The 15,657-nt window shown below is 52.2% G+C and carries 14 protein-coding genes; all 14 read right to left on the reverse strand.

Annotation, left to right across the window (positions count from 1 at the left end; all coding sequences use genetic code 11):
* Positions 1-66: 66 nt before the first annotated feature.
* The 14 genes from ABIE48_RS21410 to ABIE48_RS21475 all read right to left on the reverse strand — a co-directional run bounded on the left by ABIE48_RS21410 (position 67) and on the right by ABIE48_RS21475 (position 15,628).
* Positions 67-2,346, reverse strand: a complete 2,280-nt coding sequence (locus ABIE48_RS21410) for a penicillin-binding transpeptidase domain-containing protein (protein ID WP_192715694.1) — start codon at positions 2,344-2,346, stop codon at positions 67-69.
* Positions 2,347-2,364: 18 nt separating this feature from the next.
* Positions 2,365-2,781 (reverse strand): hypothetical protein, encoded by a 417-nt coding sequence (locus ABIE48_RS21415; RefSeq protein WP_076169846.1) that lies wholly within the window; start codon positions 2,779-2,781, stop codon positions 2,365-2,367.
* 86 nt (positions 2,782-2,867) lie between these two features.
* Positions 2,868-3,818 carry a 16S rRNA (cytosine(1402)-N(4))-methyltransferase RsmH gene (rsmH, locus tag ABIE48_RS21420; protein ID WP_105444520.1) on the reverse strand — a complete coding sequence of 317 codons (951 nt, stop codon included), beginning with the start codon at positions 3,816-3,818 and terminating at the stop codon, positions 2,868-2,870.
* Positions 3,819-3,838: 20 nt separating this feature from the next.
* Positions 3,839-4,276, reverse strand: coding sequence for a division/cell wall cluster transcriptional repressor MraZ (gene mraZ / locus ABIE48_RS21425; RefSeq protein WP_145023610.1), 438 nt, complete (start codon positions 4,274-4,276; stop codon positions 3,839-3,841).
* Between the two features lie 214 nt (positions 4,277-4,490).
* Entirely contained in the window at positions 4,491-5,762 is a 1,272-nt protein-coding gene (locus tag ABIE48_RS21430) for an adenosylhomocysteinase (RefSeq protein WP_192715695.1), read from the reverse strand.
* 27 nt (positions 5,763-5,789) lie between these two features.
* Complete coding sequence (gene bshC / locus ABIE48_RS21435) at positions 5,790-7,421, reverse strand: bacillithiol biosynthesis cysteine-adding enzyme BshC (RefSeq protein WP_192715696.1); 1,632 nt, start codon at positions 7,419-7,421, stop codon at positions 5,790-5,792.
* Between the two features lie 143 nt (positions 7,422-7,564).
* The gene (locus ABIE48_RS21440) at positions 7,565-8,494 is read right to left on the reverse strand and encodes an ABC transporter ATP-binding protein (RefSeq protein WP_076169841.1); all 930 of its coding nucleotides are present in this window, start codon (positions 8,492-8,494) and stop codon (positions 7,565-7,567) included.
* A complete protein-coding gene (locus tag ABIE48_RS21445; RefSeq protein WP_076169840.1) occupies positions 8,491-9,486 on the reverse strand; it encodes an ABC transporter ATP-binding protein in 996 nt (331 codons plus the stop codon). The genes ABIE48_RS21440 and ABIE48_RS21445 overlap by 4 nt, the downstream gene beginning before the upstream one ends.
* Before the next feature lie 14 nt (positions 9,487-9,500).
* The gene (locus ABIE48_RS21450) at positions 9,501-10,448 is read right to left on the reverse strand and encodes an ABC transporter permease (protein WP_089548194.1); all 948 of its coding nucleotides are present in this window, start codon (positions 10,446-10,448) and stop codon (positions 9,501-9,503) included.
* Positions 10,449-10,450: 2 nt separating this feature from the next.
* Positions 10,451-11,383 (reverse strand): ABC transporter permease, encoded by a 933-nt coding sequence (locus ABIE48_RS21455; RefSeq protein WP_076169838.1) that lies wholly within the window; start codon positions 11,381-11,383, stop codon positions 10,451-10,453.
* Between the two features lie 234 nt (positions 11,384-11,617).
* Positions 11,618-13,291, reverse strand: coding sequence for a peptide ABC transporter substrate-binding protein (locus ABIE48_RS21460; protein ID WP_192715697.1), 1,674 nt, complete (start codon positions 13,289-13,291; stop codon positions 11,618-11,620).
* Between the two features lie 165 nt (positions 13,292-13,456).
* Positions 13,457-13,849, reverse strand: coding sequence for a DUF3397 domain-containing protein (locus tag ABIE48_RS21465; protein ID WP_145023602.1), 393 nt, complete (start codon positions 13,847-13,849; stop codon positions 13,457-13,459).
* Positions 13,850-13,855: 6 nt separating this feature from the next.
* Positions 13,856-14,824 carry a ketopantoate reductase family protein gene (locus tag ABIE48_RS21470; protein WP_192715698.1) on the reverse strand — a complete coding sequence of 323 codons (969 nt, stop codon included), beginning with the start codon at positions 14,822-14,824 and terminating at the stop codon, positions 13,856-13,858.
* A gap of 153 nt (positions 14,825-14,977) precedes the next feature.
* Positions 14,978-15,628, reverse strand: coding sequence for an RsfA family transcriptional regulator (locus ABIE48_RS21475; protein ID WP_076169834.1), 651 nt, complete (start codon positions 15,626-15,628; stop codon positions 14,978-14,980).
* Between the last annotated feature and the right edge of the window lie 29 nt (positions 15,629-15,657).

Below are 15,657 nucleotides of genomic sequence, written 5' to 3' on the forward strand. Positions count from 1 at the left end.
CTTCATGACTGTTCATATCATGAATATTCGGGACAACCAGGGGATAGAACAAGCTGTTGCCGCTTATCAGTTATCGCTGGCTTCTTCGCCGGACTTACCGTCGGCCGAATCGCCGGTCGACGTATCCTTCGAACCGGAATCGTCCTTCGTGGAGGATGATGAAGTATCCTGCGATGTCTCGTCATCCTTGACCGGCTTCAGCGTCAGCTGGACGGAACGCTTGCCGTTCTTGTCCGTGACCAGCTGCTCGCTGACGTATCCTTGGCCTTCGACGGTAACCGAGCATTTCAGCAAGGTCAAAATATCCAGCGCATCGCGCAGCGATTCGCCTTTTAGATCCGGCACGGTCATCTTGTCGGTCTCCTCCGTGAGCAGATAGATGCGCTGCCCCGGGCTCATCGGCGTTCCCGCTGCCGGGAACTGCCGGATGACCGAAGTGCCCTTGCCGATCGTTTCGAAGTCGATGCCTGCGTTCAGCAGCTTCTGCTTCGCGTCCTTCACAGCCAGCTTCGTCAGCGTCGGAGCCGGTGAGCGTTCTGCCGTCGTTTTGCCGTCGGACGTTTTTTTGGTGTTCGCCTTCGGCACGCCCATATACGGCAGGGCCTGGGACACGATTTTCTTGAAGATCGGCGCCGCCACCGTTCCGCCGCCGACATCAGGATCATTCGGCTGGTCCACAATGACAATAAGGGCGATCTTCGGATCGTTCACCGGAGCAAAACCGACAAAGGAGACGACGGACTTTGAGTAATCCGGTTTGCCGTCGGAGCCGTATTTGACCGCGGTTCCGGTTTTACCGGCCACCCGGTATCCGTCGATGTAGGCGTTGCGCCCGGTACCTTTTACCTGGTCCGCGACGACCTGCTCCAGGTAGCTGCTCGTTTCCTTGGCGGCTTCCGGTGAGATAACCTGACGGACGACCTTGCTCGTATCCGGAGCTAACACAACTTTGCCTGTATCCGGATCGGTAATCTCTTTGATGATATGCGGTGTCTTCAACTTGCCGCCGTTCGCCACCGCGCTGATCGCCGCCAGCTGCTGGATCGGCGTCACGGATACGCCGTGTCCGTAGGACGCGGTCGCCACCTCGACCGGACCCGGAAGATTGATCGTGGTGGAGACTTCGCCTGGCAGTTCGATGCCAGTCTTCTGACCGAAGCCAAAATCCTTGATATATTTCAGCAGGCGGTCTTTCCCGAGCATTTCCGATCCCAGCTTAACGAAAGCGACGTTACTGGAGCGCTTCACGCCCTCAAGGAACGTGATTGGTCCCCAACCATAACGATTGATATCATGAAGGTACGTATGAGTCCCTTTGACCTGGATTTGTCCGGACTGGTAGATCGCATTTGGATTAAAAAGCTTTTCCTGCACCGCACCTGCCAGCGTTACGATTTTGAACGTGGAACCCGGCTCGTACGTAGCTTTTACGGCATAGTTGAAGAAGTCTTTCTGGTCCTTCGTGTTCCAGTACGTATTCGGATTGAATGTCGGCAGGTTGGCCATCCCGAGTATTTCCATCGTCTTCGGATCAGCCGCAATGACCGTCATGCTGATCGGTTGGTACTTTTCGTACGTCTCTTTCATCGCGTCTTCGATATAATACTGGATCGTGTCGTCGATCGTCAGCTTTAAATTTTTACCATTGACAGCCGGCTTGTACACCATATTCGCTTCGGGAAGCTGGTCCCCTTGCCGGTCGCTTTCGTATTTCATGAGTCCTGAGGTGCCTTTGAGGTAATCATCTAGACTTGCCTCAAGTCCGGCGACAGCCTCACCATCCCGGTTGGTGTAACCCAAAATATGAGCCGCAAGCGTCCCCTTCGGATAATAGCGTTTCTGCTCCTTAATCATATCCAGCCCGGTTTCAAGCACCTTTTTTTCTTTTTTAAGCTGTGCCTTCAACTCTTTGTTGAGATCTTCGATCTGGGCCTTCTTCGTTTCGTCAATTTTCCACCCTTCGTTCCGGACCTCCCGGTTGGTAAGGTATTCCCCGTCCTTGTCTTTGGCGTTTACAAGTTCCTTAAGCTCGCTTTCATCCTTGCCTAAAATCTTGTGCAGCCCTTCGATGATTTCGTTCTCCAGCCCGTTCTCGTGGATAACGGCCGGATTGACGATAACGGTATAGGCCGGGACGTCGGATGCGAGAATATCGCCGTTGCGGTCCGTAATCGTGCCGCGGGATGCCGGAATCGGTACCTTCTTCGTCCATTGGGCTACGGCACGGTCGTGCCAATCATCCCCATTGACCACCTGCAGTGCAAATACACGAATTAACAGAACAACAAAAAGGAGGGTGATGAATCCTCCTAGGAGCAGTGTGCGAAGTTTTATTCTTTTTACCATGCTCAACCCTCACAAGCTCTATTTTTTTGCCGTTTCCGACCCTGTTCCGGCGTTATCAGTACTTGTCGTATTGGAACGCGGAACGGTAAGCGCCTCCTTGCCCGGTTCTTGGTAACCAAGCTGGATCGCCTTCTCACGGATTCCGACCTCAAGGCGCTGCTTCTCCGCCTTAAGCTCTTTAATGGTCACGTTCATGTTCTTAATGTTCTTGTCGACCTTCTGCCCTTGCTTGTTCAGGTCGTAAATGTTGGCGTTCTGCCAGATGATCAGGCTCGCCACCATGACGCATATTCCAACCGTCAGCAAATAGAGCAGCTTTTCCTTGATCGGCAGATATGTACGGTGAGTAACGACTTTCGTCTTCTCCCGGTACCCGGGAGACGTTCGTTCAGCGACCTTCTCCTTAACTGCCAGGTTACCACGCGTATAGGCCATGTCTGATTCCCCTTTGTCTTAGTCTCTACGCCCTGAACATGAGTCCTTGCCTTCAAAAATATGAATCGTGTGTCAGATGCGTTAGGTTATATTTTCTCAGCAACTCTCAGCTTGGCTGAACGCGCTCGCGGGTTCTGTGCAAGTTCTTCTTCACCCGGCACGATCGGCTTGCGGTTGACCAGTTTCATTTCACCCTTCCCGCCGCACACGCACATCGGAAAGTCCGGCGGGCAGGTGCATTTGCCTACGTAGCTGTTCAAAATTTGCTTGCATATCCGGTCCTCCAGCGAATGGAACGTAATCACCGATACCCTTCCGCCGGGAGCAAGACAGCGCACCGCTTGATGCAGCGCTTCTTCAAATGCGCCAAGCTCGTCGTTCACCGCGATCCGAAGGGCCTGGAAGCTTCGTTTGGCCGGATGGCCGCCTGTTCTCCGCGCTGCCGCCGGAATGCCTTCTTTAATAATATCGACCAACTCGCCCGTAGTTTGAATGGCTTTCTGCGCTCTGCGCTCGCTGATCACTCTGGCAATCCGTCTTGAGAACTTTTCTTCACCGTATTGGAACAAAATCCGGGCAATTTCCTGCTCAGGCCATTCGTTTACAATTTCGGCAGCCGTCAAGGACGCCGACTGATCCATCCGCATATCGAGCGGCGCATCGTAATTGTAGCTGAATCCCCGGTCCCCTTCGTCAAACTGGGGAGATGACACGCCCAGATCGAACAAAATGCCATCCACCTGCGGGATGCCGTCCTTGCTCGGAACAGCCAGCTCCCGGAGGGTTTCCTCCAGATGCCGGAAATTCGTCTTGACCAGGGATACGCGGTCTGCGTACGGGGCCAGCCTTTCCTTTGCGTTATCGAGCGCCCAGTCATCCTGGTCCAACGCGATCAGCCTGCCGTATTCCCCCAGCTTGGACGCGATCAGGGAACTGTGCCCCGCACCCCCAAGCGTGCAATCGACATAAATGCCGTCTCTCTTCACGCGCAGCCCTTCTGTCGCTTCTTCTTTAAGCACCGTGATGTGATGAAACAAGCTGCAGCCCTCCAAACTCTCTACAAATCAAAATTCAAATCAACCAGCTTCTCAGCAATATCGTTAAACGTCTCTTCGGATTGCTGGAAGTATTCCTCCCAAGTATCCTTGCTCCAAATCTCCACCCGGCTCGATACGCCGAGCACCACGCATTCTTTCTCCAGCTTTGCGTATTGGCGGAGATTCCCCGGTAAATTTACCCTTCCCTGTTTATCCCACTCGCATTCCGTTGCACCCGAGAAAAAAAACCGGGTAAACGCACGCGCGTCGGATTTCATCAGGGACAGTGATTTCAGCTTTTGTTCCAAAATTTGCCATTCATTCATAGGATATACAAAAAGGCATTGGTCCAAGCCCCGGGTGACCACAAAGGAGGAGCCAAGCAGCTCGCGGAATTTGGCAGGGATGGTGACGCGGCCTTTATCGTCTAAGCTGTGTTGATATTCCCCCATAAACACCGTTCACTCACCCCTTTAACCCCAAATCCCCACTTTGCACCACTTTCCACCACTTAAGGATACTAGATTCGCCGGATAAAATCAAAATCCTGCCTTATCCACATGTTTTTTTGTGGATAAATCCAGCCCCGCCCTGCGCGGAAAAACAGCAAAAACCCCTGATTCGCGAAGAATCAAGGGGGTTTTCCACATGTGGATAACCACAATTTACCGATTATTCGTGGGTGGACCAGCTGTCCAAATACCGGATCTGCTCCTGGCTCAGCCGGTCGATCTGAATCCCCAGGCTTGCCAATTTATGGCGTGCGACCTGCTCGTCGATTTCGAGCGGCACGTTCAGCACCTGTGCACCCAGGTTTTGATAGTTGTCATTCACGTATTTCAGAGACATCGCCTGGAGGGCGAACGTCATATCCATAATTTCCGCCGGATGCCCGTCTCCCGCCCCAAGATTGACAAGGCGGCCTTCGGCCAGAAGGTAGATTTTGCGGCCGTCCGTCAGCTTGTATTCTTCGATGTTACGGCGCACGGTGCGTACCGACTCGGCTCGTGCCGCCAGTTCCGGTTTGTTGACTTCGACATCGAAGTGGCCGGCGTTCGACAGGATCGCGCCGTCCTTCATCACGTCGTAATGCTCACCGGTGATGACGTCCCGGTTGCCCGTCACGGTCACGAAGAAATCGCCGTGCTTCGCGGCTTCCAGCATCGGCATTACTTCAAAGCCGTCCATATGAGCTTCCACCGCACGGATTGCATTGACTTCCGTCACGATGACTTTGGCGCCGAGTCCCTTGGCCCGCATCGCTACGCCTTTGCCGCACCATCCGTAGCCTACAACGACAACGGTTTTGCCCGCTACGACGAGGTTTGTCGTACGGTTGATCGCATCGAACACCGATTGTCCCGTACCGTAGCGGTTATCGAATAAATACTTGCAGTAAGCGTCATTAACGGCCACCATCGGGAACTTCAGCAGCCCGTCTTTTTCCAAAGCCTTCAAGCGAATAATGCCGGTCGTCGTCTCTTCCGCGCCCCCGCGGATCGACTCCAGCAGGTCCGGCCGCTCCGAGTGAAGAATCGTCACCAGGTCTCCACCGTCATCGATAATGAGGTCGGGTTTGGTCTCCAGCGCCCGGATCAGAAATTCCTTGTACTCCACCGGATCCGGATTGTATTTGGCCAGCACCGTCACACCGTCTTCCACAAGCGCCGCACAGACATCATCCTGTGTGGACAACGGGTTGCTGCCTGTGATCGTTACTTCCGCACCGCCGGCCTTTACCACTTTAGCCAGGTATGCCGTCTTGGCCTCCAAATGCAGCGAAATGGTGACCTTCAGCCCCTTAAACGGCTGCTCCGCTTCAAACTGCTTGCGGATTTCGTTTAACACCGGCATATGGGCTTCCACCCAATCGATTTTCAAATGGCCTTCCGGTGCCAGCGCCATATCCTTGACAACGCTGTTTTGCAGTGAAGATGAACTCATCTCATTGCCTCCCTATCCTCTTTTTGATTAACACTCGATAATGCGGTGCTCCGCCGTAAAATGATCCGAGGTGCGGATCAAATCATGAATCCATTCGAGGCCGTAGCGGTTTAAATAGTAGAAAATATTAAACACCCGTTCCTGCGGCTTGCCCAGCGGAAACAGGGAAACGCCGATCCGGTCCCACTGCCGCAGCTCGGCTTCATGCTTCTTCTCCACCGCTTCGCGTGTTTTGCGTTCCAGATAAGATATTTGCTCCAAAATTTTGCCCTTGTTTTTCTCGCTGAGCGGGATCAAACCGGACTGAATCGTGCCCAGCTCGCGGATCAGCGGTTCGTACAGCTGCTCAAAAGCCCGGCGCGTCTCGGCGAATTTCGGTTCGATATGGAATTCCTCCTGGCTCGAAAGCCACTGCTGGCGGGCTTCTGCAAACCGGTGCTGAACATCCTGGAAGGTCACGCCGAACTTATCCATGTATTTCTGCAAGGCGCCTTCGATCAAGGTAAAGGACATCCGCGGCAGCAGGATCGGCATCCGGAGCCCAAGGATTTCGAAAGCCTGCTTCGTAATGGCCCAATAGGAAATTTCCCCTTGCCCAAGCACAGTACAAAGTACCGGGAACAGCGATTCCTGCATCATCGGGCGCGTCAGCACATTGTTGCTGAACCGCTCCGGATGAGTTCGAAGCTGCTCCATCAGCTCACTCTGGCTTAAGCTGACGATCCCTTTGCGATCGGTGAACTTGCCATCCTGTTTATACAGCAGCAGACGGTTTCCTTCATATATATAGAACAAATTGGCCCCGCCGGCCGCAACTTCCGCCTGAAGCGAGTAGCCTTTGCCGGTAATACACGCCGCCGCCTGCTGATAAGCCTGTTCCAGCCCGTCGTTGCGCTCGATCATTTTTTCAAACACCGGAACTTCCAGCTTGCGCAGTTCAGGATCCGCCGAATCGAGCAAAATCAAGCCGTACTCGCCAAACAGCCGGCCCAGCAGCTTGGCGAAAGCGTCGCTGAGATTATCCGACTGCTCAGACGCCTCATGGATCCATCTCAAAATCTCCGGCTTGTTTTCACTGTCCGGAAGCCATCTGCCAAGCTGGTCGAAGGACTGCTTCCATTCGTTTGGACCGATCGGAATCGCACTCACCGACGAGCGGGGTCCCGGCTTCGCTTCCATCTTGATTTTGGCGACCTTCAGCTCCGGTGTCATGACGTACGTATGGTTCACTTCATCGAAGTCATGGTCCTCACCCGCGATCCAGAAGACGGGCACCACCGGCCGGTTGAATTTCTTGGCCGCTTCTTGCGCCGACTGGATAATGGTCATGGCTTTATAGATCACCAGCAGCGAACCGGTAAACAATCCGCTCTGCTGTCCCCCCACCACGGCCAGCGTTCCTTCCTTCGCCAGCAAATCCAGTGCATTATGTACCGCCTGATGGTTATTGTGCCGGCTGTTATACCGCCGTAAAACTTCTGCCAATTCGCCCCGGTTAACCCGGACGGACTCCGATTGGTCAAGCCATTCCACACGTTTCAGCCAGCTTGCTTCATCGCGAAAATCTTCACCATATAAAGGCTGTACTTCGCTAAAACGGTTTATATAATCATCTGCAAGAGCCGAACCGCTCTTGAGTGAGTCGGAAACCACATTCATGGGTATGCCTCCTATTCTGTGCCCAATCACTTCCGTGCTTACTTTATACTACCGCAATCTTTCTTGATTGTAACCAATGTTGTTGTATCCGTCAAAGCAAACAAAAAACCGCCGGGATCACCCGGCGGTAAAGCTGTCATAGCTTAGGCATATGGAGCAGCGACCCAATGGCCTTTGGAAACTTCCACAAGTCTCGTGTCTTCCTGATCCGCTGCATCTCCGCCTTTGGCGGAGTGAATCGGTCCCGACTTTTCGTCATTCATCAAGATCCGCTTCTTGTTCTCCTCCACTTCGGGATCCGGGATCGGAATCGCCGAGAGGAGCGTTTTTGTATACGGGTGAATCGGATTGGCGTACAGTTCCTCACTGTCGGCCAGCTCTACCATTTTGCCCAGGTACATCACCGCTACGCGGTCACTGATATGCTTAACCATCGACAGGTCATGGGCAATGAACAGATAGGTCAGCCCAAGCCGGTCCTGCAAATCCTTCAGCAGGTTGACGACCTGTGCCTGAATGGACACGTCCAGCGCCGAGATCGGCTCGTCGCAAATAATGAACTTCGGATTGACGGCAAGCGCACGGGCAATCCCGATCCGCTGCCGCTGACCGCCGGAGAACTCGTGTGGATAACGTGTGGCATGGTCCGGATTCAGACCGACCATATCCAGCAATTCCTCCACGCGCTTCTTCCGCTCTTTGCGGCTGCCGGCCAGGTTGTGGATATCCAGCGCTTCGCCGATAATGTCCGACACGGTAAACCGCGGGTTCAAGGAAGCGTATGGATCCTGGAAAATCATCTGCATGTCGCGTCGCATCGCTTTCATCTTGGAAGGCGACAGCTTGTAAATATCCGTGCCGTTAAACTTGACGCTGCCGGCAGTCGGCTCGTACAGGCGGAGAATCGTACGGCCCGCGGTCGACTTGCCGCAGCCCGATTCGCCCACCATGCCGAGCGTTTCGCCTTCGCGGATGAAAAAGTTAATGTTGTCCACGGCTTTGACGATCTTGCCGCCGCCGACGTTAAAGTATTTCTTGAGGCCTTCGACTTCGATCAAATGGTTCTCTTTCATGACGATTGAACCTCCTTGGCCATCGGATGAAGATTCCAGCAGCGCGCCATTTGGGTGTCGCTGAATACCGTCGCTCCCGGATTGATCCGTTCGCATACTTTCATCGCTTCATCGCAGCGGGCGCAGAACGCGCAGCCGACCGGCGGTTTAATCAGGTCCGGCGGCGTACCGATAATCGGAATCAGCGGCTCGCCCTTCTTCTGGTCAAGACGCGGCATCGAACGCAGCAGGCCTTTTGTGTACGGGTGCTGCGGGTTTTTGAAAATCTCCCACTTCGTCCCCGTCTCTACCACTTCACCGGCGTACATGACGATAACGCGGTCACACATGCCGGCAACGACGCCGAGGTCATGCGTAATCAGGATAATGGAAGTTCCGAGCTTCTGCTGCATTTCCTTCATGACATCCATGATTTGCGCCTGGATCGTCACGTCCAGCGCTGTTGTCGGTTCGTCGGCGATCAGGAGCGCCGGGCGGCACGCCAAGGCGATTGCAATCATGACGCGCTGGCGCATCCCGCCGGAGAATTCGTGCGGGTATTGATTGAAGCGTTCTTCCGGGTTCTTGATGCCGACAAGTCTCAGCATTTCCAGACCGCGCTCTTTCGCTTCCGCGGAGGACAGCTTTTGGTGCTTGATCAGAACCTCGGTAATTTGCTTGCCGACCTTAATCGTCGGATTCAGGGAAGTCATCGGATCCTGGAAAATCATGCCGATGTCTTTCCCGCGGATCGCTTCCATTTCTTTATTGGTTTTCTTCAGAATATCTTCGCCCTGGAAAATAATCTGACCGCTCTTGATGTCAGAAGGAGGAGACGGGATCAAGCGCATGATCGTCTGCGCGGTCACACTCTTACCACTGCCGGACTCACCGACGATCGCCACCGTTTCTCCTCTGCCTATTTCAAAATTCATGCCGCGGACGGCTTTGACTTCGCCGCCTTTGACGTGAAAGGATACATGCAGGTCTTTTACTTGTAAAATCGGCTCCATGATCTCACCTCCTGTTATTTCAATTTCGGATCGAGCGCATCGCGGAGGCCATCACCGAAAATGTTAAATGCGAGCATTGTCAAACTGATCAGAATGGCAGGGAACAGCATCCGCCAAGGATAGTACATCCAGCCGGTCAATGCGTCGTTGACCATCGAACCGAGCGAAGCGATCGGTGCCCGGACACCCAGACCGAGGAAGCTAAGGAAGGCTTCCGAGAAAATCGCGTTCGGTACCGACAGCGTCAAGGTGACGATGATCGGACCAACCGCATTCGGCAGCAGGTGGCGGAACAGCAGCCGGCCGGAGCCTGCTCCCATGGAACGGGATGCCAGAACGTATTCCCTGTTCTTCAGCTGCATGATTTCACCGCGGACGATCCACGACATGTTAATCCAGCCGGTAATGGTCAGCGCCAGAATAATCGTTCCGATACTCGGCTCAAAGACGACGAGCAGCAGAATCGTAACCAGCATATAAGGAATGGAATACAAAATTTCGGAAAACTTGTTCATGATGGCGTCGACGCGTCCACCAAAATACCCCATGATCCCGCCGTAAATGACACCGATCAAGAGGTCAATGAGTGCCGCAGCCAGGCCGACGACCAAGGATATACGGGCGCCCATCCACGTCCGGACGAACATATCGCGGCCCAAGTCGTCGGTGCCGAACCAGTGCTCCTTGGAAGGAGGCTGATTCGTGGCCAGCAAATCATTGGTTGCCGAATCGAATTTCGAAATGATCGGCCCGATAATCGCAGCCAGAATGATCAAGATGAGAACGACCAAGCTCGCCATGGCGAGTTTATTTTTACGTAGACGCTGCCACGCGTCTCTCCACGCCGAAATACTTTCCCGCTGAATAATTTCAGCCTCTTTCTCATCGGTACCGATTTTCCGGAAGTCTTCGGGCGTCAGCTCTACGTTGTTATTCATCAAGGTTGGATCCTGTACAGCCATCGTTAGCCCTCCTTCCCGCCGGTTAATTTAATGCGCGGATCAACCAGCACGTATACGATATCGGTGATGAAACGGGCAAGCATCAGCAGTACGCCGTAGAAAATCGTCACACCCATAATCATCGTGTAATCCCGGTTGGTAATACATTCGACGAACACTTTACCAATCCCGCCGATCCCGAAAATCTGCTCGATAACGACGGAACCCGTAATGACGTTGGCGGTCATCGGTCCGATATAAGTGACCACCGGCAAAATGCCGTTACGGATCACGTGCTTGAACATAATGGTCATCCAGTTGAGGCCTTTGGCCTTGGCTGTCTTGATGTAATCCGCATGCAGCACTTCGAGCATGCTCGAGCGCGTCAAGCGGGCGATAAAGGCAATCGGCTGCGCCGACAACGCGGCGACCGGCAGAACGTAGTCAAGCGGGCCGTCAAAGCCCATGACGTTGAACCAGCCCAGCTTCTGCGCAAACAGATACTGGATCAGCGATGCCAGCACGAAGCTCGGAACGGCGATGCCCAGCACCGCCAGCACCATGGCGATATTATCAATAAGCTTTCGGTGGTACAGCGCGGCGAGCATGCCAAGGAGCACACCGACAATTACGGAAATAACGATGGCGAAGATACCCAGTTTCAGGGATGCAGAGAAGGTCTGCAGAATAATGCCCCCTACCTCCTGGTTCTGATGCTTCATGGAAATCCCCAGGTCACCTGTTGCAATATCCCCCAAGTATTTGAAGTATTGCTGATATACCGGCTTGTCCAATCCATACTGCTCCATCAGCCGGGCTTGGATTTCAGGCGGTACATTTTTCTCGGACATAAAAGGGTTACCAGGAATGGCCTTCATCAGAAAAAATGTAGCCGATATCAAAATAAAGAGCGATACCAGCATATAGAAAAACTTGCTCAGTACGTAACGTACCATGTCCGATTTACCCTCCCCGCTAAACTTCATATAACATGGCACCAACCATCGCGGGCCATATTTTAATTTTAAAGAATGCCGAATCTATTTGTCCATGCTATATATTTCAAATTGAAGAAATCCTTGGTAAAGATATATACTAAGCAAAAAAAACGGGATATATATGGAAGCTCCACACATATATCCCGAACAGTATTTATCAAGCTAAGCTGCTTTTGTTAGACCATTCGAAATTTATTCGAAATAAGCTCTTGTAAAGTCTACTTGACCGGCATAGTCAATGACAACGCCTTTAAGATTCGGTTTGATCAAGGCAACGTTTGTATAGTAGTAAATCGGCAGCACGACTTGCTGATCTTTAATGATCATCGTTTCAGCCTTTTTAAAGTCTTCCATACGTTTTGCTGTGTCAGGTGTAGAGAATGCGTCTTTGATCAAAGCATCATACTCTTTGTTTTTGAAGCCGGAATCGTTGTTGCCGCTGGTCGAAGTCCACAGATCGAAGAAAGTCATCGGATCGTTGTAGTCCGGGCTCCAGCCGGCACGTGCGATTTGGTAGTTCAGGTTTTGACGGTTCTTGAGGAACACGCCCCACTCTTGGTTTTCGGTTTTCACTTCAACGCCAAGATTTTTCTTCCACATATCTGCAATGGCAAGCGCAATTTTCTTATGCTTGTCATCGGAGTTGTAGATCAAAGTGATCGGAGGAAGCGTCGTGTATCCTTCTTCCTGCATGCCTTCAGCAAGCAGCTTCTTGGCTTCTTCCATATTTTCGGTGAAGAAATCGTCTTTGAACTCGGTACGGTATTCTCCCTTGTCACCGGAAATGCCTGGTGGCACGAATCCGAACGCAGGGGTTTCTTCACTCATCGTTACTTTATCGACGATATCCTGACGGCTGATGGCCATCGAGAACGCCTTACGGATTTTTACGTTGTCAAACGGTTTCGCTGTTGTGTTGAACACGTAGTAGTAAATGCTGCCGATCGGTTTCAAATCGAGCTCGTCCTTCAGCTCGTTCTTCACTGCAGGCATTTGGTCCGTAGGGATCGTTCCGTTCGGGTTACCCGCGTAGTCAAGCTGGCCTGCCTTATAGCTGGACAGTTCCGTTGCGCTGCTGTTGGACAGCGACATCGTAACCTTGGTCAACTTGATGTTTTGGTTATCCCAGTAGTTTGCGTTTTTGGTCACTTCGATCTTCTGACCGGTTGTCCAAGTTGTGAGCGTGAACGGTCCGTTCGTTACCATCAGCTTCGGATCGGTTGCCCATTTGTCGTTGTCTTTCACCGATTGATGCACCGGATAGAGTGTGTAGAACGAAGTCAAACCCAGGAAATAAGGAGTCGGATTGTTCAGTGTTACTTCCAGTGTGTTGTCATCTGTCGCTTTTACGCCAACTTGGTTAAAGTCGGTAATTTTCTTGGTGTTGTAGTCTTCTGCGCCTTTAATGTAATAAAGTTGATATGCATAAGGCGGTGCTGGGCTTGTAGCCGGATTCAAAACCCGCTCCCAAGCGAAGACGAAGTCTTTTGCCGTTACAGGGTCGCCGTTGCTCCACTTCGCGTCTTTACGCAGATGGAACACGTACTTCAGACCGTCGGAGGAAACATCCCACTTCTCGGCCACACCCGGAATCGGGTTGTTATCCTTGTCAATACGCACAAGGCCTTCGTACATCATTTTCAGTACGGTGTTAGCTTGAGTGTCCTGGGCTTGCGCCGGGTCAAACGTTGGCGGCTCAGCGCTCAGGTTAATGTGAAGTACTTGTTCTTTAGCAGCCGACGAACTTCCTTTGTCGCCGCCGCTAGCCGTGCTGCCGCCATTGTCATTCTTGGAACCGCACCCAGCAAGTACAGTGCCAACAACGAGGATCAGCGTCAGAACCATGAGCAGGCTTTTCCTTTTCATTAACTGTTCCCCCTAAAGGTAAATTAATTATGTGTATGGTAAGAAATTATACAACCAGTGGTCAAAAAAATCTACACAGAAAAACATGAAAATTTTACTTTCTTGTGACAAACGGCCAAAAACAAGGATTTCCCCAGTCTTTTTGTTGATTAAAATTGTAAAAAATTAGGCCCCAGTCTGTATTATGTATTTAAAAATACCGATTAATGTAAATATGATGTAGCTTGCACTCATGAGCATAAAGGACATTCTCCATACGACTTTGGCGATTTTCCTGGCATCAATCCTGCCTTTGAGCCGGTTCTGCGCCCCGCCGATCAACCCCACCGCGATGAGCATGAACAAGAGGATCAAATAAAAGCCGAACCTGGTATGGAACGTATTGTTGAACAGCGCCGCAACGGAAAAGATCAAAAACAATGTAGTGACGTCCATGGCCAGCAGCAGCGCGTGGTTTCTGCTGTTTTTCCGCCAGTAATATCCTCCTAAATACACGAGCAAAAACGGGAAAAACGGAAGGATGCTCAAAAAAATAAATGAATTTCTCAAGAAATCCAAGATTCCTCACTCCTCCTCTGCGATAATTCCTTCGATGAGCCGGGTCACCAGCTCGTTGACAGGAGCCTGAACCCCCGCCTTCAGCGCCATGTCCGCGATGCTTCCATTAATCCAGCCGATTTCCGTCGGCGAACCGGCAAGCACATCCTTCAGCATGGACGAGGTATTCCCGGAAGTCGCTCTGCACACATTCAATATTTGATCCCACATGTCTTCTTCATACCGGATTCCGCATGCGTCGTAAACGGCTAGGGTCTCTTCATACAATTCCTTCATCAGCTTCATCCTCGCTGGACTTTTCAACAGCTCTCCGTTCGGAATCCTCCAGAGTGCGGTCAGCGGATTGATCACCGCATTGATCAGCAATTTACGAAACATCATGTTATCGATGTCATTCGACAATACCGGGTAAAATCCTGCTTGTTTTAGGGCCTGAACAAGATTTAACCACCGGCCGCCAATCTTCTTGGAGACATGCCCTATACCGCTCTCGCCGATCACCGTATCCCCTGATCCCGCATGAAACACTTCTGTATACGATGTTCTCTTTGCACCTTCAGACGTCACCGCAGCCAGCATAGTCCATCCGGACAGTATCGCCTTCAGCCTGTCCATATGCCCGTAGCCGTTTTGAAAACAAACGACGACCGGCTGGCTGGATCCTTGCGGAAGCCTGACTTGTGATAAATAGCGGCATACCGCCTCCGTATCCTTTTGTTTGGTCATCACAAGCACATAATCTCCCGGCTTCGTCTCCCAAGCTTGCCCGAGCTGTTCGACCGTACCGGTTTGAAAATGCGCGGGTTCCACCTTTAATCCGCTTTCACCGTCTTTGGCAATATGGATGCCGGAATGGCGGAGCTCCTCCGCCTGTCCAGCGCTGCGGCTCCAGATCCGCACCAGGCTGCCGGACCCGGCCAATTTCCCGCCAAACAGCAGCCCGAGCGATCCCGCGCCCACAATATCGATCAGCATTAGCTTGCCCTCCGTGTCCAATGGTTACTTTCCGTGTCCCTATTATAGCGCATCCGGGATCACATAAGGCTTACACGCACGAAAAAACCCGTTCGGTCTGCGCAAACTTCACGCATCCGCACGGGATCTGTATTGCATCGCTGTGTATGACTTTTACTCAATCCGCTCCAAATTGCCGTTGGCATCCATCTTGAACCGCGACTTCAGCTCCTCGTCCTCTTCGTTCAAAAAGGCAAGCCTCCGTGCCCGGTCCATAATTTGAATAAGCGCTTTGTAGTCGTCATTAACGACCCTGTAATCGGTTTGGACTTCACTGACTTCCCGGGAGAGCCGTTCGTTGACCCTTCTCAAGTTGTTCAGCTCTTCTTCCTTTTCACGGAGCTCCTTCTCCAGCATTTTCAGCTGGCGTCCGTTTTCCTGGAGGCTCCCTTTCCACTGCTTCAAAAAGCGGATGACCGCATCAATGGAGAGTGTCTCTTCACTGGCTCCCTCCATTTTGTAATAACCCGCCTCAGCTTCGGACAGACCTAAACCGGCCACCTGGATCCCCGAATTTGCCGGCTGCTTCTTATAGTAGCTCCGTTTCTGGCGCTGCGTCTTGGCCAGGCTGATTGCTTCCTCATACTTTTTACGGACACAGCTGTTCCATCGGAATCCACAGGCTGCCGCCGTCCTTCCGATTTTTTCGCCTACTTCCTCAAAAGCGGCCAGCTGAGTGCTTCCTTCCCGGATATGCCTTAAGGTTACTTCCGCCAAAATAAGGTCATCCTCGCTGCTCCATGCATCTTGTCTAACTGCTGTCATGCAACAAAACCCTCCTAACAACATCCTAA

The sequence above is a fragment of the Paenibacillus sp. OAE614 genome (genome assembly GCF_040546645.1).
Classification (GTDB): domain Bacteria; phylum Bacillota; class Bacilli; order Paenibacillales; family Paenibacillaceae; genus Paenibacillus_AQ; species Paenibacillus_AQ favisporus.